This window comes from Tardiphaga sp. 862_B3_N4_1 (assembly GCF_051811085.1).
Taxonomy (GTDB): domain Bacteria; phylum Pseudomonadota; class Alphaproteobacteria; order Rhizobiales; family Xanthobacteraceae; genus Tardiphaga; species Tardiphaga robiniae.
Genome location: NZ_JBPWQB010000001.1, coordinates 399,404 through 417,971, shown reverse-complemented (window position 1 = coordinate 417,971; position 18,568 = coordinate 399,404). Strand labels below are relative to the sequence as shown.

Here is an 18,568-nt window from a genome sequence, read left to right as displayed (position 1 = left end):
ACCGTTACCACTTGTAGCCGATGCTGCCGGTCACGCGGCGGCGATCGCCGTAGAAGCAGGACGTAGGGCCCGCGCAGCTCGCCACATAGATTTCATCGGTCACATTGTTGGCATTAACGGCGAAGCGCCAGTTCTGCCAATCGTAGTGGACCGCGAGATCACCCAGAATTCGCGATGGCACGGCGAGCGTGTTGGCCTGGTCGGCAAAGGATCCGCCGACATAACGCACACCGCCGCCGAAGCCGAAGCCGCGCAGCCAGCCATCCTGGAAAGTATAGTCCGCCCAGCCGGATGCAAGTTGCTGCGGCGTGTTGGTCGGCGTCTTGCCGATCAGCGTCGGATCGAAGTCCTTGCTGACGAACAGATGGTAGTGGGTGAACGACCCGAGCACCTTGAAGCCGGGCGCCAGATTGGCCACAGCCTCGAGTTCAATACCGCGCGACGTCACTTCGCCGCTCTGGGTCGGAATCAGCACGTTGGTGGGATCGGTCGTGAGCGCATTCTGCCGCTTCAGGTCGAAATAGGCGAAGCCGAAGTGACCGTCAAAGCCGACCGGCTGGAACTTGACACCGACCTCGGTCTGTTGACCCGTTTCCGGCAGCAGTAGCTGTCCCGAACCATTAACCCCGATGACCGGATTGAAGCTCGTTGCATAGGAGATGTAGGGCGCGAGGCCGTTGTCGAAATTGTAGATCAGGCCGGCACGCCCGCTGAACGCGCTGGCACTGCGTCCAAGCGGTGCGGTGCCGGCAATGCGGCTGACATCATTGGTATCGACCCAGTCATTACGGCCGGAGAGCACCAGCGTGAAGCGATCGAGCTTGATCTGGTCCTGTAAGTATACGCCGAGCTGCTGCTGGGTCAGCTGCGAGTCGCGGTACGGCGCGGCAGTGAGCGTCGCACCGGTATATACTGGATTGAGGACGTTGATCGGACCGCTGGTGAAGGCGAAGGCCTGACGATCACTGATCTGATAATATTTCAGATCGAGGCCGTACAACGTGGTGTGGCTGAGGATGCCGGTGTTGAATCGGTATTCGACCTGGCTATCCATCTGCGCTTGGTTGGCGATACCGCGTGTGCCGAATGGAAAACGAGCGAGATCCCCCGTGGTCTGATTGGCGTAACCGCTGCCGGTGACACCGGTGTAGTTCACATCCACATGGGCGAAGCGCGCGTTCTGCCGGAAGGTGACGCTATCCGACAGCTTGCGCTCGAACTGGTAACCGAGCATTTCCTGCTCGCGCTTGAACTTGTCGAAATTCGGTTCGCCGCCGAAGAAGCTGGTCGGGATGCGACCGAAGGGAGCTCCGGTGACGGTTCCGACGTAAGGCAGGAACTGCGCTGCACGCGTCTCGTTATACGAGGCCGAAGCGAGGATCGTCAGCGTGGTGTCAACATCCGGCTTCCAGGTCACCGACGGCGCGATGAAGTAGTTGTTGTTCGGCGTAAAGTCGGTCTGCGTTCCGCCGTTCTGCACTTGGCCAACGACGCGAGTGTAGAGTTCGCCATTGCCCGGCGCCAGCTTGATCGGTGTGTTGATGTCGAAACCAATATAGGCATTGCCAAAGTTATCGACGCCGGTCTCGATGTAGCGGATCGGATCGGCCTGCGGCGTCTTGCTGACGACATTGACAATGCCGCTCGGGCTGGAGCCGCCATACAGGATCGCCGACGGGCCGCGCAGGATTTCGACGCGCTCCATGTTGGAGGGCTGCAGCTTCCAGCTCGCATAGGACGTGTAGAACAGCTGCATGCCATCGAGAAACACGCTGTTGTCGTCGGACTTGAAGCCGCGGATCAGAAACCAGTCGTTGCGGAAGTCGGAGCCGAAGGTGCCGGCCAACACGCCCGGCGCATAGCGCAGGACGTCGTCGAAGCTACGGGGCTTCTGATCGCGGATTTGTTCCGCACCGATCACCGAGATCGCCTGCGGCGTTTCATTGATCGGCGTATTGGTCTTGGTGCCGGTCGAGCTGCGATTGGCGACATAGCCCTGGATCGGACCGCGCGGGCTTTCCACGAATACATTGGTCTGGCGCGGAGCAACCGGACGCGGCGCGACTGCCGTGCGGACACGCGGCGCGCGGCTCGGCGCAGCTGTGGCACGGCGACGCTGCTGGTTGGGCTGATTGACGACCACAGGCGGCAGCGGCTGCGCGCCGCTCTGCGTGGAACTGGACTGCGCCAGCGAAGTATCGAGCGTGACGACGCTGAGCGCACAGACCGACGACAGAAGCGCGAGACGCGACAGACGAATGGTGTTGTTCAAGGTGATCCCCAAAATCTCATCCACATCGACATATGCGATGATGGATGCCTCATATGATGGATCGGGGTTAGAGGGACGGCAGCGTCACCGCCAATAGAAGCGTTCCAAACAACAAGCATTCTGCGGCAGTGTGACATCACTGCCGCAGATTTTAATGGTTCTAAACTCAGCGGGTATTTTTCTCAGCAAGATGCAGCCAAGGCGCGACGATTATTTCTGCCCGGAAATAATTGGGACGCCTTCGCGCATGCCATTTTTTCTTTCGCGGTGGATAGTTACGCGGCACGCACCGAGCGTAGGAAGTTGCCGACCTCATGCTTCAGTCGCGTGCTCTCGCTCGACAGCGACTGCGCTGCGGACAGGACCTGCGACGAGGCGGAACCTGCTTCTTCGACACCGCGCTGCACGTCGGTGATGTTCGAACTCACCTGCATGGTGCCTGCTGCGGCCTGCTGCACGTTGCGCGAAATCTCCTGCGTGGTAGCGCCCTGCTCTTCAACGGCCGATGCGATGGCCGACGCGATCTCCGACATCTGACCGATAGTCATGGAGATCTCCTTGATAGCCGACACCGAATCCTCGGTCGCCTTCTGGATGCCGCTGACCTGCTGGCTGATCTCGCCAGTGGCCTTCGCGGTCTGCTCGGCCAGCGCTTTCACTTCCGCGGCGACCACCGCAAAGCCGCGGCCGGCCTCACCGGCGCGCGCCGCTTCGATGGTCGCATTGAGCGCGAGCAGATTGGTCTGCCCCGCGATATTGTTGATCAGCTCGACGACATCGCCGATGCGCGCCGCGGCCGTCGCCAGTTCGCTGACGCGGTTGTTGGTATTGTCAGCCTGCGCAACAGCCTCGCTGGCAATGCGCGCGGCGCCCTGCACCTGGCGGCTGATCTCGTGCACGGACGACGACATTTCCTCGGTGGCGGATGCGACCGACTGCACATTGGTGGCAGCTTCTTCCGATGCCGCCGACACCGCGATCGCCAAAGCCTGCGAGCGATCCGACGTTGCCGTCAATGTGGTGGCCGAACCTTCCAGTTCCTTCGAGGCGGATGACACGGTCTCGACGATCTGCCCGACGGCGCCTTCGAAATCGGCGGCGAGCTTCATCATATCCGCCTTGCGCTGTTCGGCCGTGCGGCTTTCCGTAGCGATCTGCGCGACCTTCATGCGCTCGACTTCGAGGCCGTTCTCCTTGAATACACTCAGCGCCGCCATGATCTCCCCGATCTCGTCGGCGCGCTTGCTTGCCGGAACGTCGACGGTGAGGTCTCCTTTGGCGAGCTTGTTCATCGTGGCGATGCTTGCCTTCAACGGACGCACCACGCTGCTGCGCGCCACAACATAGCTGACAATGATGGCGAGCAGCATCACGCCGAGCGTCGCATAGATAATGGTCCAGAGCGTGTCGTTGGCGGTTTCGAGAAACTCGACCTTCTTGATGCCCACATAGAGGATGCCGATCACGTTGCGGCTGGCGTCGAAGATCGGATCATAGACAGTCATATACGGCTCGCCGAGGATAGCCACTTCACCACGGAACGCGGTCTTGCCATTGAAGACTGCGTCATAGGCCGGCCCTTTCGCCAGTTGCGTGCCGATAGCGCGGGTGCCATCCGGCTTCATCACATTGGTCGAGATGCGGGTGTCATTCATGAAGATCGTCGCGGTGCCGCCGACCAGCATCTTGATCTTGTCGACCGCTGCAAAATTGCCGTTCAGCGGCTTGCCATCGGCAAGCAGCTTGCCATCCGCGATGCTGTATTTGTCGCCGCTCTCGCGCAGCACGTTCCAGGCGACGCGCATATTGGTCTCGACCCGCTCTGTCGCGGATTTGGCGGCGCCCTGTTCGAGCACATATTTGGCGACTAGCGTGATGCAGATGCCGAGGATGAGAATGCCGGAGACCGTCATCAACATGATGCGCGGGCCAAGACCGAGACCCCGGCGACGGCCGGGTTTGGGTTGGGAGGCGGACAATGGCATTGCGATCTCCTGTCGCGCCGACCCCTCGGTCGTGCGCTCAAAGCCGAACGGCTCCAGACACACTCACTGCACAACGCCGACGAGGTATCCGGACCCGCAATTCAAGAAACAAGTTCCATCATTATGATTCAGTTCTATCGGCTAGCCGTTCGAAAGCAGTTAATGTTCGCCTGGCGGAAAAGGTATAATCGTCTGATTTTGCGTGATTTTCGGCATCTGAATACCTGAATCGAAGCTCATTCTCGGCGTCCATTCGATGCATCCACCGATGCGCGCTCCGTTGCCGCGCATGGTGCCCGCGCGCCAGCGTGGCTTGTGCCACCCGGCGAACTGCCGCCTATGGAAAGCTGCATTGACCATCGAGCCGATGACCCCTTCCGCTCCGCCGCGACAAACGATCGTCGGCTGGTTCGCCAACCAGCCTTATCTCCTGCTCAGCCTCACCTCGCTGTTCTGGGCCGGGAATATCGTGCTCGGCCGCTATGTCGCCGGCCACGTCCCGCCGGTGACGCTGGCCTGCGTGCGCTGGATCGGAGCCTTTTTCCTGTTGCTGCCCTTCGCCTGGACGCATCTGCGCACGGACTGGCCGGTTCTCCGCGCCCAGCTTTCTCTCATGACGACGCTGGCGCTGACCGGCTTCGCTGCCAATACGGTACTGGCCTATTGGGGCCTGAAATACACGCAGGCCCTGAATGCGCTGCTGATCCAGTCGTCGGGCCCGCTCTGCGTCGCGCTGTGGACGCTGATCCTGTTCGGCGTGAGACTGACGCTGGCGCAACTGCTCGGCATCGTGGTTTCCATGGCCGGCGTGCTGATCATCATCCTGCGCGGCGATCTCACCGCGCTAGCCAGTATCCAGATCAACAAGGGAGATGCGATGCTGTTCGCAGCGCTCCTGGTGTTCGGCATCTATTCGGCGCTGATGCTGCGGCGACCGGTGACGCATCCGATGTCGCTGATTGCTTTCACCACCGCCGGCGGCGCGATCCTGACCCTGCCGGTCAGCATCTGGGAACTCAATTCCGGTTCACCGCTGATCTTCGACACCGTAACGCTGCTGACGCTCGCCTATGCCATGATCTTTCCGTCGGCGCTGGCCTATCTGTTCTTCAATCGCGGCATCGCGCTGATCGGCCCGAATCGGGCGGCACCATTTCTGCATCTCATGCCGGTGTTCGGATCGGTATTGGCCATCGCGTTTCTCGGCGAACAGCCGCAACTGTTTCACCTTATCGGTTACGTGCTGGTGCTGTCGGGCGTATTCATCGCATCACGGCGATAGACCGAACATCCGCTCCGGCCAGCCTGACATCGGGAGTAGAAACATCACATGACCGTTTTCTCGCTTGCCCACCTCACCGTGCTATCGCTGGCGCCGCCAGAGATGATCGATGTTGCCGCGCGCTGCGGCTACCGGAGTGTCGGACTGAGACTGATCGCCGTGACCGCGGAAAGCCCTGGCTACCCGCTGATGAACGACAAGGCGATGATGCGGCAAACCAAGGCGCGTCTCGCCGATACCGGACTGCACGTGCTCGATATTGAACTCGTCAAGATCACGCCCGGGATCGACGTCGCGGCGCTTGAGCCGATACTCACCGCCGGCGCGGAGCTCGGAGCCCGCCATGTCATCGTCGCGCCCTATGATCCCGACTTGTCCCGCCTCGCCGACCGACTGGCGGCCATCGCCGATCTTGCGGCGCGATACGGCATCATGCCGGTGATGGAGTTCTTTCCCTGGACCAATGTGTCGAACCTGCACAAGGCGCGCGCCATCGTCGAGACCGCAGGCCGCGCCAATGCGGGTATCCTCGTCGATACGCTGCATTTCGACCGCTCCGACAGCAGCCTCGCCGAACTCGACGACATACCATCGCGCTTGCTGCCGTTTTTCCATTTTTGCGATGCTCCGGCGGAGAAGCCTGGCACGGTGGAAGGACTGCTGCACACCGCGCGCGCTGAACGGCTGCCACCCGGCGACGGCGGCATCGACCTCTGCGCCATCGCCGCGCACCTGCCGAAGCATATTCCGGTCGCGCTCGAAGTGCCGATGGATGCGCTGACCCGGGAGCGCGGCCCCGAAGAAGTCGAGCGCCGCGCAATCGCCGGCGCGAAGCGCCTGCTGGGAGATTGAGAATCTAGCGAGTAATCTACGCGCACATGCCACCGCCCGGCATAGCACCTGTCCCGCGCGCGTTATGCCAACGTATGAACGATAACCGGCCCGGCTATCGCTGTGGCTGGTCCAATCAGCAAGGGCGCCAGATTCTGTTCGCTCCATGCGAGCCCGCGTCGGTTCGACTCCTCGGCGCCCGCGAAATTGTTGAAGATGCTGATCGCCGTCACCGTATCGTCGGACGCATAGACCACATAATAGGCCATGAAACCTTCGACATCACTGATGATCGGAATGGCACCTTCCTTGATCCTGCGCGTCAGTTCCTCAGCCATGCCGGTCTTTGCCTTGCTCTGACGAATGGCAGCATACATGGGACGCTCCTTTACCCGTAAGCTGCCCGCGATCGCACCTGCCGCGATCATGCATCGCACACACTCATCATCGGCGGGACGAGCAGCAGGGTTTCCCGTGCATAGAACCTACGCCATCCCGCGTAACGACGCCATCTGACGCCTCCCCACCCACTACGCGCCTCCGATCAATATTCCCACCGCCAGAACGATGACGCCGCCAAGCACCACCTGAAAGACGGCCTGCAGGAACGGCGTATCCATATAGCGCGCCCTGATATAGGCGATGGACCAGAGTTCGAAAAAAACGACAACACCCGCGATGGCCGTCGCGATCCAGAATGCATTCGGCCAGCTGTCCGGCACGAGATAAGGCAGAGTATGGCCGAGACCGCCCAGCGTCGTCATCAGCCCGCAGATGCCGCCACGCAACCACGGCGAGCCGCGTCCGGTCATGGAGCCATCGTCCGACAATGCTTCGGCGAAACCCATGCTGATGCCGGCGCCGATCGACGCGGCGAGGCCAACAAGGAATGTCTGCCAGTTGTGATGTGTTGCAAACGCGGCCGCAAACAGCGGCGCCAGCGTCGATACGGAGCCGTCCATCAAGCCCGCAAGACCTGGCTGGACATATTGCAGGACGAACATCCGGTGGCGGGTGTTGTCCTCCACCGTACGAACGTCGGACGTCAGGATGGCATCCGATAATTTGGCCGCGAGATGCTCGTGTCCTTTTTCCAGCTCGGCCAGATCGCCCAGCAACTTGCGAACGCCGACATCCGTCGCCTGCTCGGCAGCCCTGGCGTAAAAACGCTCGGCCTCAAACTCCATCCTCTCGGCTTCCTTGCGGATAGTGTCGAGCGACAGGTTACGCGTGAGCCAGATTGGTCGGCGGCGGATGAAGCCCTTGACGTCTTCGCGCCGGATCGGCGGAAGGTTCGGTCCGAAGCGCTCCTCATACATCTGCAACAGCAGATGCCGATGGCCCCTTTCCTCTTCGGCCATCTCGCTGAAGACTTTCGCGGAATCGGGATAGCGCTCTGCCAGATCCTCGGCGAAGCTGAGATAGATCCGGCTGTCCTCTTCCTCGCTGGAGATCGCAACCGCCAGCACCTCGCGTTCGGTGAGGTCCGAAAACGCCTTCATATCAATGCCTTGCTTAGTTTAGAACTATTCTAATATATATAAGAGCTGCTGTGCATTTGTCAAAGAGCTTTGCGCCTGCGCGGCGCTGAACCTGTCGCTGGTCGGGAAGCAGTAGCGGCGACGAGAAGGATCGCGACGAACCGACCGTGCGTGCTCCGGAGGTCGCCCCGGCATTCGCACCGACCCCGACGTGGAGATGCTGCGGAGATCAGCGACCGTCTGCAGGTGCTGTCGCTCACGAACGCGATAAGGTCGACCCGGTGCAGCAGAAGTCGATGCATGGCCTACACCATCGGCGCGCTCAGCTGAACTGCATACCTTTCCGCTTCCGTGCGTCACCGACCTCCGCTAGTTTGCCCGCAACAAATGTGGGCTACCAAAGCCTATTCAGGGAGAAAAGCGGAATGCACGGACTTTCAGTTCTTCGCGGTGTGGCGAGCGCATCGTTTATCGGAGCGCTGCTGTTGGCGACCCCGGATGCCATCGCACAAACTGCGAATTATCCAAACCGGGCGATCACGCTGGTGCTCCCTTTCGCCGCAGGCAGCGGCACCGACACCACGACGCGCCTGATCGCCAAGGAACTCGGCACCGCACTGAACGCCAACACCGTGATCGACAACAAGGCCGGCGCCAATGGCTCGATCGCCGCCAGTTTCGTCGCCCGCGCCCCCGCCGATGGTTACACGCTGTTCGTGACCACCAACACGACGCATTCGGCCAATCCTTTTCTGCTCAAGACCATGAGCTATGATCCGATCAAGGATTTCACGCCGATCGCGCGCACCGGCGACCTGCCCTTCATGCTGGTGATCAATCCTGAGATTCCCGCCAACTCCGTGGAAGAGCTGATCGCGCTCGCCAAGAAAGAGCCGGGCAAGTACTCCTACGCATCGGGCAGTTCGTCGGCGATCGTCTCGGGCGCGACCTTTGCCCGCCTCGCCAAGCTCGATCTCCTGCACGTGCCTTACAAGAGCTCACCACCGGCGCTCACCGATGTCATCGCCGGCCGTGTCAGCATGATGTTCGTCGACGTTCCGACCGGCCTGCCGCATGTCAACGCCAAGGCGTTGAAGTCGCTTGCGGTGACCACGAAATATCGCTCCAAACTGCTGCCCGATCTGCCGACCATGGACGAGGCCGGCGTGAAGGGCTTCGACATCACCTCGTGGCAGGGCTATCTCGGCCCGGCCAACATGCCGAAGGACATCGTCGTCAAGCTCAACGCCGAAATCCGCAAGATCGTCGAACGCCCCGAAATCCAGAAAGACCTCGCCAACCGCGGCATGGAAGCCTTCTCCGGTACGCCGGAAGAATTCGACGCCTTCCTGAAGGATCAGCTCAAGGTGTGGGAGAAGCTGATCACGGATGCAGGGATCGAGAAGCAGTAGGCGCATTTCAGATAGAACCGCACGGCAGGTATGTTCGTCATGCCCGGCGAATGCCGGGTATCCACGTCTCGGCTACAAAGAAGACGTGGATGGCCGGGACATCCAGCGAAGCCGCGCTTCGCGCTTTGCCCGGCCATGACGATGGTTTTGCGTGGGTTGAACGAAGAGGAACCGCGCCTAACCCGCAGCCGCGGCGACCCCATGCCGCAGCTCTTTCCCCCGCTGTCACCCATTCGTCACGGAACTGTCAGCGCAGCGTAACGCCCGCCCCCCAGAACACCGCGCATGGTCACCACAAAGGAGACAACCATGCGCAGCACATTCCTCTGCTCCGTCGCTTCCCTCGTCATGCTTTCTTCCGCAGCCTTTGCGCAGTCGGAAGGCGAATTTCCAGCCAAGCTCGCCGGCCATGCCGTGCTGCCGGCGACGTCGACCATCGATGCGCCAGCGGATGCGCCGAACGACCTGAAGACCTCGGGCAAATACACAACCGGCAAGCGCGTCGACGCGCTCGGCACCGTGATGGGCAAGTCCTATGAGCGCGCCACCGGCATCTCGCTGCCGATGAAGGGGCAGCCGCTGCAGGGCCATTCCGGCATCAAGGTGATGCCAGACGGTTCGTTCTGGGTGCTGACCGACAATGGCGCCGGCTCGCGCTACAATTCGGCCGACTACATGATCTATCTCAATCATCACAAGATCGACTGGAAGAACGGCAAGGTCGAGCGTCAGGCCACCGTGTTCCTGCACGATCCCGACAAGAAGGTGCCGTTCCGCATCGTTCACGAAGACACCGCCAAGCGCTACCTGACCGGCGCCGATGTCGACACCGAAGGCTTCCAGATCGTCGGCGACAATTTCTGGATCGGCGAAGAATTCGGCCCCTACATCATCAAGGCCGACAAGACCGGCAAGGTTCTGGCTGTGTTCGACACCGTCGCCGACGGCAAGCCGGTGCGTTCGCCCGACCATTGGTCGGTGCAGTCGCCGGGCGCACCGGGCGCCACCTACACCACCGTCAACCTGCGCCGCTCCAAGGGCTATGAAGGCTTCGCCTCCTCCAAGGATGGCAAGTTCCTATACGGCCTGCTCGAAGGCCCGATCTGGGATGCCGAGAAGAAGGACTGGGAAAAGGTCGACGGCAAGGAAGCTTCGCGCATCCTGGAATTCGACGTCGCCAACGAGAAGTTCACCGGTCGCTACTGGCAGTACGTGTTCGAACAGAACGGCAATGCCATCGGCGACTTCAACATGATCACCGCCGACAACGGCCTGATCATCGAGCGTGACAATGGCGAAGGCACCAAGGACAAGGCCTGCGCCGACGGCAAGCGCGGTGAAGACTGCTTCCCGGATCTCGCCAAGTTCAAGAAGGTCTACAAGATCGAACTGAACGACGCCAATGTCGGCAAGCCCGTTCGCAAGATTGGTTTCATCGACCTGATGAAGATCCAGGACCCGAACAAGCTGGCCCGCAAGCCGCTGAATGACGGCGTGCTGACCTTCCCGTTCTTCACCATCGAGAACGTCGACCAGGTTGATGCCACCCACATCATCGTCGGCAACGACAACAACCTGCCGTTCTCGTCGAGCCGCGAGCCGAACAAGGCCGACGACAACGAGTTCGTGCTGCTCGAAGTCGCCGACTTCCTGAAGGCGAAGTAATCAACGCGAGCAGGCATCAGCCTGAACGACGAAAGCCCTCCCGCAAGGGAGGGCTTTTCTGTTGAGCGCGGCTCTCTGACTTCCCCTCTCCCCCAGCGCAGCGTAGCTGCGCGCAGTGGGAGAGGGTGCCTGAGCGAAGCGAAGGCGGGAGAGGGGTAGCCCCGCGCTCGGCCGCCCCCTCTCCCGTCTCGAACCCGCTTCGCGTGTTCGATCCACCCTCCCCCGCAAGGGGGGGGAGGGAAAGAAATTAAGCCGCACGCACCTTGGTCAGGAATTCGTCCACCGCCGTTCGCAACATGCCGGACTGAGTGTCGAGCTCCCTGGCATTCGACAACACCTGCGAGGCCGCCGTCCCGGTCGCTTCCGCTGCGCTGCTGACGCCCCCGATATGTTCGCTGATCTCACTGGAGCCTGCCGCGACCGACTGAATGTTGCGCGCGATTTCCCGCGTGGCCTCGCCCTGCTCCTGGACGGCCGTGGAGATGCTAGTGGTGATCTCGCTCATCTGCGCGATGGTCCCCGTAATGGCGCTGATCGAGAGTACGGCTTCGCTGGTCGATGCCTGCATAGCTGCGACCTGGGCGGAGATCTCTTCGGTGGCCTTGGCGGTCTGGCTTGCCAGCGCCTTCACTTCCGAGGCGACGACCGCAAAGCCGCGGCCGGACTCGCCGGCGCGCGCCGCTTCGATGGTCGCATTCAGCGCGAGCAGATTGGTCTGGGAGGCGATGCTGTGGATCAACTGAACCACTTCGCCGATCTTCTCCGCGCCGCTGGACAGCAGCTGAACGGTCGCATTGGTGCGTTCCGCATCGCCGACTGCCTTGCTGGCAATTTGGCTCGACTGCGAGACCTGCCGCAAGACTTCGCTGACCGAAGCCGACAATTCCTCGGCGGCGGCTGCAACCGTGCTGACATTGTCCGACGACCGCTCCGACGCGGCGCCGACCGTCGATGCACGCGAACTGGCATCGCTGGCGGTCGCCGTCATGGATTGCGCGGTAGTCTGCATCCCTGCTGCTGCCGTCGATACCGAGCGGACAATACCGTTGACGCTGCGTTCGAAATCATCGGCGATGCTCTCCATGGCCGAACGACGCTCGGCCGACGCGCGCGCCTGCGTCTCAGCTTCGATCTTGTCGAGCCCGCGAATCCGGACCGCATTGTCCTTGAAGACCTGAACGGTCGATGCCATCGCACCGATCTCATCGCCGCGCCCGGTCCCGGGAATGTCGTCCTCAAGCGCGCCATCGGCCAGCGTGCGCATCCGCGCACCGAGCTGACCGAGCGGGCGGCTGATGCTGCGGCCGATCATCCAGGCGATGCCGCCCGCGACCGTACCAATAGCAAGGATCGCCAAACCGAGCGCCCAGACGATCGGCTTCAACCTGGCGTCGAGGTCTTCCAGATAGGCTCCGGCGCCCACATACATGTTCCATCCGGGGATCGCGGCGGCATAAGCAACCTTGCGCAGCGGCGCCGTCTGGCCGGGTTTGACGTAGTCATAGAACATCGTGTGCTCGCCCTTGGCAGCAACACTGTCGCGCCACTCGCGACCGATCGCCTTGCCATTGGTCACCACATCGAGGCGGTTCTGACCGATCTGCTTTGCGTCCGGCGACAACACCGTCACGCCGTCCATCATGGAGCCAAACAGGTAGCCCGCGCCGTTGTCGTAGGTCATCGTATTTGCACGACGACCGAATTCAGCCATCGCGGCTTCCTTGGTGAGCTGGCCGGCGTCGACTTGTTTTTGCAATCCGATCGCCACGCTGCGCGCGGCATCGACGAAGTGGCGCAGCTCCTCGATCCTTGAGGTCATCATCTCGCCCTGAACGAAATATCCCGCGAGAACGCCAGACGCGCACAGACCAAGCAACATGACACCCACCAGAATACCTAGCTTGGGCGTGATCGTCAGATTACTTATCTTCACAATGAGTTCTCCAAAAAAGGTCGCGGGTGCAAATACCAATTGAGGAGAAGAATACCGAACAGACCTTTTTTTGTTCTTTACAAACCAAACCCGCAAATCATCGAGCCTGTGATACTTGATGATGAGCAACGATTGCAGCGCTACAAGAGCTCGCTCTCCGCGAGAGAAGAGGAAAGGCTCTACGCTGCGCGAACCTTCGCGAGGAATTCATCCACCGCCTTGCGCAGGATGCTCGACTGGCCGTCCAGCTCCTTTGCATTCGACAGCACCATGCCTGCCGCCTGCCCCGTTGCTTCCGCCGCTGCGCTGACGCCGCCGATATGAGCGCTGACCTCGCTCGAGCCAGCGGCAACCGACTGGATGTTGCGCGCGATCTCCTGCGTGGCCGAACCCTGCTCTTCCACTGCCGCCGAGATCGTCGTGGTGATCTGGCTCATCTGCGCGATCGTGCCGGTGATGGCGTTGATCGAGTTGACAGCCTCCTGCGTCGACGCCTGCATCGCCGCAACCTGCGCGGAGATTTCCTCGGTCGCCTTCGCTGTCTGGCTCGCCAGCGCCTTCACCTCCGACGCGACGACCGCGAAGCCACGGCCGGATTCACCGGCGCGTGCCGCTTCGATGGTTGCGTTCAGCGCAAGCAGATTGGTCTGCGATGCGATGTTGTGGATCAGCTGCACGACCTCGCCAATCTTCTCGGCGCCGCTGGAGAGCTGCTGCACCGTCGCATTGGTGCGCTCCGCATCGCCCACGGCCTTGCTGGCGATATCGCTCGAGGCTGCGACCTGACGTAGCACTTCGCTGACCGATGCCGATAGTTCTTCAGCCGCGGCGGCAACCGTGCTGACATTGTCAGATGAGCGCGCCGATGCCGCACCGACCGTCGATGCGCGCGAGCTCGCGTCGCTTGCTGTCGCCGTCATCGACTGCGCGGTACTCTGCATACCGGCCGCGGCGGTGGAGACGGAACGGACGATGCCGTTGACGCTGCGCTCGAAATCATCGGCGAGGCTTTCCATCGTCGCACGGCGTTCGGCAGCAGCACGGGCCTGCGATTCCACCTCGATCTTGTCGAGCCCGCGAATGCGCACCGCGTTGTCCTTGAACACCTGAACCGTTGCGGCCATGGCGCCGATCTCGTCGCCGCGGTCGACGTCGGGGATCGCTTCATCCAGCGCGCCATCGGCGAGACCGCGCATGCGCGCGCCGAGCCGGCGAAGCGGGATGGTGATGCTGCGGCCAATCATCCAGGCAAGCGCGCCGAGAATGACAATGACCGCGAGTGCCGCGATCATCACGGTGCGCGCACTCTCCCAGAGCTGTACCTGCAAGTCGTCGATATAGACGCCGGTACCGATGACCCAACCCCAGGGCTCGAAACCGACGACATAAGAGAGCTTCGGCTGCGGTGCGTCCTTGCCGGGTTTCGGCCAAAGATAATCGACGAAGCCGGCCTTCTGCTTCTTCACGACATCGGCGAATTCGACAAACAGCCGCTTGCCGTTCGGGTCCTTGTTGCCGGAGAGATCGCTGCCGTTCATCTCGGGCTTGATCGGATGCATCACCATGCGCGGCTGCAGGTCGTTGATCCAGAAGTAATCGCCATTGCCGTAACGCAGTTTGCCGATACGCGCTGCTGCGGTCTTGCGCGCGGCCTCGTCCGACACGCCGCTACGCTGAATCGTCGCGTATTCTTCCTGCGCGATGCCGAGCGCCAGCTCCGTAAGATGGGTCAATTCGCTCTGGCGCTGCTGCTTGAGCGAGTCGCCGAGGGTGTTCAGCTGCATCCAGGCCAGCCCGGCGAGGCCAAGAAAGCTCAAGCCAATGATGCTGTAGAGGCGAAGGCCGATCGAAATTTTCAAACGATTCATGGGAAGTATCCCTGTAAGGCGCGCTGAAATAAGCGCGTCACCATCGCAGGGTGTAGTTTCGAGTTCGTGAAGTGGTGTGTAGTTCCGTTTTTGCAACCGCGGTTATAGGTTACCTCGAATGCACCAAAAGTCGCGCTACAGGTAACTGCGCACCACTATGAACTATCATTGTGCAGATTTAAATTTGGTGGTGCAGCGATACGACGCAGCGGCCGAAACTCAATAGTTCAGGCAAGTCCCAGCCCGGTAGCTCCCCGAGCGCAGCTAAGCCGCGCTCGGGGAAGGATTTGACTCAGGCTGCTCTCACCTTGGCGAGGAATTCATCCACGGCGGTGCGCAGCATGCCGGACTGGCTCTCCAGCTCCTTTGCATTCGACAGCACCTGTGACGCCGCGGAGCCGGTGGCCTCGGCTGCGCTGCTGACGCCGCCGATATGATTGCTGATCTCATTCGCGCCGGCCGACACCGACTGAATGTTGCGCGCGATTTCCTGCGTCGCCGTGCCCTGCTGCTCCACCGCCACAGAGATCGTGTTGGTGATCTGGCTCATCTGGGCGATGGTGCCGGTGATGGCGCCGATCGATGCAACGGCCTCGCTGGTCGATGCCTGCATGGCGGCGACCTGCGCCGAAATTTCCTCGGTGGCCTTGGCGGTCTGGCTGGCCAGCGCCTTCACTTCGGATGCCACCACCGCGAAACCGCGACCGGACTCGCCGGCACGTGCGGCTTCGATGGTTGCGTTCAGCGCCAGCAGATTGGTCTGGGAGGCAATGCTGTGGATTAGCTGTACCACTTCGCCGATCTTTTCAGCGCCGCTCGACAGGATCTGAACGGTGGCATTGGTGCGCTCGGCATCGCCCACCGCCTTGCTGGCGATCTCGCTGGAGGCCGATACCTGACGCAGCACTTCACTGACTGACGCTGACAATTCCTCCGCAGCCGCCGCGACCGTGCTGACATTATCGGACGAGCGCGTCGAAGCTGCGCTGACCGTTGCGGCGCGCGAGCTTGCATCGCTTGCCGTCGCCGTCATCGACTGCGCGGTGCTCTGCATACCGACTGCGGCGGTGGAGACCGAGCGGACGATACCCGTCACGCTGCGCTCGAAATCCGTGGCCATCGCCTCCATGGCGGCTCGGCGCTCCGCGGCGATACGGCCCTGCGCATCCGCCTCGACCTGTTCGAGCGAGCGGATACGCAGCGCATTGTCCTTGAACACCTGAACCGTCTTGGCCATCGCACCGACTTCATCGCTACGGCCAACGCCGGGAATTTCCTCATCCAGCGCACCATTGGCGAGCGACTCCATGCGCGATCCCAGCATGCCGAGCGGCTTGGTGATGCTACGGCCGATCAGCCACGCGATCGCACCCGCCACTGCGGCAATGGCCAGCATGGCCAGGCCGAGCGCCCAGATGATCGGTTTCAGATGAGCGTCGAGGTCATCGAGATAGGCGCCGGTGGCAATGAACATGTTCCAGCCGGGAAGCGCCGCGGCATAGCCCATCTTGCGCGACGGGACCTGCTCATTGGGCTTCTGGAATTCGTAGGTCAGAATCTTCGTGCCGTTGGCTGCGACGCCGTCGCGGAATTCACGTGTAATGGCAACGCCGCTAACCTTGACGTCGAGCCGGTTGGATCCCGCCTTGAAGCCCGGCAGATGAACCACTTCACCGTCCATCGTGTAGATGAACAGATAGTTGCCGTTGTCATAGGTCATCGGCTCGATGCGGCGTACCAGCTCGGCGGTCGCGGCTTCCTTGGTGAGCTTGCCTGCTGCGACATCCTTCTGGATGCTGGCCGCTACGTTGGTCCCGATTTCGACGATCGACTTCAGCTGCTCGGTTCGCGCGGAGAGCATCTCACTCTTGACCATATAGGCGGCCAGAATGCCCGCGGCGCAGAGGCCGATCATGGTGACGGCCACCAGAACGACGAGCTTGTACGTAATACGGATATTGGCGAGCTTCACGGCTGTATTCCCCCGGGCGTGCGATTTTCGATCGCTGATTCCTCGGAGTAAAATGTATCGGGGTAGTGTTCCCAAATCCTTACACGTGCGGGGCGGGGGCAAACCTGCCGCGCCGACCTGAATGTGAACATTTTCCGCAAAACGAAAAAATCCCCGCCTTTCGGGCGGGGATTTCGGCAATGTCAGTTCGGGTAAGAGACACTCAGAATGTCAGCGCCTTGGCCTGTTTCACCTGCGGCAGCGCCTGCACCTTGCTCAGCACATCGGCCGGCACAACGCCGTCGATCTCCACCAGCGCGATGGCGTCACCGCCCTGTTCGTTGCGGCCGAGATGGAAGGTCGCGATGTTGACCTTGGCGTCGCCGAGCAGCGAGGCGAACTTTCCGATGAAGCCCGGCTTGTCCTCGTTGGTGACATATATCATCGACTTCCCGAATTCGGCATCGACGCGGATACCCTTGATATCAACCAGCCGCGGCTTGCCGTCATGATAGACAGTGCCGGACACCGAGCGTTCCTGCCGTTCGGTGATAACCGTAACGGTGATCAGGCTTTCGTAATCGCTCTGCGCCGCGCGCACCACTTCATCGACTACCATGCCGCGCTCCTTGGCAACGGCCGGCGCGGAGACGACGTTGACGTCGCCGAGCATCGGCCGCAGCAACCCGCTCAATGCAGCAGACGTCAGGGCCTTGATCTTCATTTCGGCCACCGCGCCTTCATAGGTGATCTGCACCTTGGCAATGCCGGTCTCGGTGAGCTGGCCCGCGAACGAGCCGAGCTTCTCGGCGAGTTCGATGAACGGCTTCAGCTTCGGTGCTTCTTCCGCGGTGATCGACGGGAAGTTGACCGCGTTTGAGATCGCGCCCGACAGCAGATAATCCGACATCTGCTCGGCGACTTGCAGCGCGACGTTCTCCTGCGCTTCGGTCGTCGATGCACCCAGATGCGGCGTGCAGATCACATTGGGATGGCCGAACAGCACGTTCTTGGTGGCCGGCTCCTCGACGAACACGTCGAAGGCAGCGCCGGCGACATGCTTGCTATTCAGCGCATCGACCAGCGCCTGCTCGTCGACCAGACCGCCGCGGGCGCAGTTGATAATGCGCACGCCGGGCTTCATCTTGGCGATGGCAGCGGCATCGATGATGTTCTTCGTCTTCTCGGTGAGCGGCGTGTGCAACGTGATGAAGTCGGCACGCTTGAGGAGGTCGTCGAGTTCGACCTTCTCGACGCCGATATCCTTGGCGCGCTCCGGCGACAGGAACGGATCGAAGGCGATGACCTTCATGCGCAGGCCAAGCGCGCGGTCAGCCGCGATGGCGCCGATATTGCCGCAGCCGATCACGCCCAGCGTCTTGCCGGTGATCTCGACGCCCATGAAGCGGTTCTTCTCCCACTTGCCGGCCTGCGTCGACGCATCGGCCTGCGGGATCTCGCGGGCGAGCGACAGCATCAAAGTGATCGCATGTTCGGCGGTGGTGATCGAATTGCCGAACGGCGTGTTCATCACGATGATGCCCTTGGCGGTCGCCGCGGGAATTTCGACATTGTCGACGCCGATGCCGGCGCGGCCGATCACCTTCAGGCGCGTCGCCTTTTCGAGGATCTTCGCGGTCGCCTTGGTGGCCGAGCGGATGGCGAGGCCGTCATAGTTGCCGATGATCTCGGCGAGCTTGTCCTTGTCCTTGCCGAGGTTCGGCTGGAAGTCGACGTCGATGCCGCGATCTCGAAAGATCTGCACGGCAGCGGGAGAGAGAGCGTCGGAAATGAGAACTTTGGGGGCGGTCATGATGAGGCTCCTTCACCCTCCCCTTGAGGGGGAGGGTCGGCGCGAAGCGCCGGGGTGGGGTGAAGCAACGGGCTG

General features: G+C 61.5%; 12 protein-coding genes. 4 read left to right on the top strand and 8 right to left on the bottom strand.

Features of this window, described 5'->3' with window-relative positions; translation table 11 throughout:
- Positions 1-4: 4 nt before the first annotated feature.
- Together AB8B02_RS02010 and AB8B02_RS02005 are read right to left on the bottom strand one after the other, a co-directional pair.
- Complete coding sequence (locus tag AB8B02_RS02010) at positions 5-2,272, bottom strand: TonB-dependent siderophore receptor (RefSeq protein ID WP_439057393.1); 2,268 nt, start codon at positions 2,270-2,272, stop codon at positions 5-7.
- A gap of 275 nt (positions 2,273-2,547) precedes the next feature.
- Positions 2,548-4,257, bottom strand: a complete 1,710-nt coding sequence (locus AB8B02_RS02005) for a methyl-accepting chemotaxis protein (protein WP_439057392.1) — start codon at positions 4,255-4,257, stop codon at positions 2,548-2,550.
- Between the two features lie 367 nt (positions 4,258-4,624).
- On the opposite strand from AB8B02_RS02005, the gene AB8B02_RS02000 reads away from it, so the two are divergent.
- Together AB8B02_RS02000 and AB8B02_RS01995 are read left to right on the top strand one after the other, a co-directional pair.
- Positions 4,625-5,539, top strand: coding sequence for a DMT family transporter (locus AB8B02_RS02000; protein WP_439062714.1), 915 nt, complete (start codon positions 4,625-4,627; stop codon positions 5,537-5,539).
- Between the two features lie 48 nt (positions 5,540-5,587).
- Complete coding sequence (locus AB8B02_RS01995; RefSeq protein ID WP_439062974.1) at positions 5,588-6,391, top strand: sugar phosphate isomerase/epimerase family protein; 804 nt, start codon at positions 5,588-5,590, stop codon at positions 6,389-6,391.
- Between the two features lie 62 nt (positions 6,392-6,453).
- Here the strand turns inward: AB8B02_RS01995 and AB8B02_RS01990 are convergent, their stop codons facing one another.
- Together AB8B02_RS01990 and mbfA are read right to left on the bottom strand one after the other, a co-directional pair.
- On the bottom strand, positions 6,454-6,747 hold the full coding sequence (locus tag AB8B02_RS01990; protein WP_089263582.1) for an antibiotic biosynthesis monooxygenase: 294 nt from the start codon (positions 6,745-6,747) through the stop codon (positions 6,454-6,456).
- A 153-nt stretch (positions 6,748-6,900) separates the two neighbouring features.
- Complete coding sequence (mbfA, locus tag AB8B02_RS01985; RefSeq protein ID WP_439062973.1) at positions 6,901-7,872, bottom strand: iron exporter MbfA; 972 nt, start codon at positions 7,870-7,872, stop codon at positions 6,901-6,903.
- Between the two features lie 404 nt (positions 7,873-8,276).
- Here mbfA and AB8B02_RS01980 point away from each other — a divergent pair, with 404 nt between their 5' ends.
- Positions 8,277-9,263, top strand: a complete 987-nt coding sequence (locus tag AB8B02_RS01980) for a Bug family tripartite tricarboxylate transporter substrate binding protein (protein WP_120288638.1) — start codon at positions 8,277-8,279, stop codon at positions 9,261-9,263.
- A gap of 309 nt (positions 9,264-9,572) precedes the next feature.
- Positions 9,573-10,928, top strand: a complete 1,356-nt coding sequence (locus AB8B02_RS01975; protein WP_089261686.1) for an esterase-like activity of phytase family protein — start codon at positions 9,573-9,575, stop codon at positions 10,926-10,928.
- 247 nt (positions 10,929-11,175) lie between these two features.
- On the opposite strand, the gene AB8B02_RS01970 is transcribed toward AB8B02_RS01975, so the two are convergent.
- The 4 genes from AB8B02_RS01970 to serA all read right to left on the bottom strand — a co-directional run bounded on the left by AB8B02_RS01970 (position 11,176) and on the right by serA (position 18,493).
- Positions 11,176-12,861: a methyl-accepting chemotaxis protein gene (locus AB8B02_RS01970; RefSeq protein WP_439062972.1), complete on the bottom strand. Its 1,686-nt coding sequence runs from the start codon at positions 12,859-12,861 to the stop codon at positions 11,176-11,178.
- A gap of 179 nt (positions 12,862-13,040) precedes the next feature.
- Entirely contained in the window at positions 13,041-14,729 is a 1,689-nt protein-coding gene (locus AB8B02_RS01965; protein ID WP_309947299.1) for a cache domain-containing protein, read from the bottom strand.
- Positions 14,730-15,021: 292 nt separating this feature from the next.
- Positions 15,022-16,701, bottom strand: a complete 1,680-nt coding sequence (locus AB8B02_RS01960) for a methyl-accepting chemotaxis protein (RefSeq protein ID WP_120288635.1) — start codon at positions 16,699-16,701, stop codon at positions 15,022-15,024.
- Between the two features lie 202 nt (positions 16,702-16,903).
- Entirely contained in the window at positions 16,904-18,493 is a 1,590-nt protein-coding gene (gene serA, locus AB8B02_RS01955) for a phosphoglycerate dehydrogenase (RefSeq protein WP_089261694.1), read from the bottom strand.
- Positions 18,494-18,568: the final 75 nt, after the last annotated feature.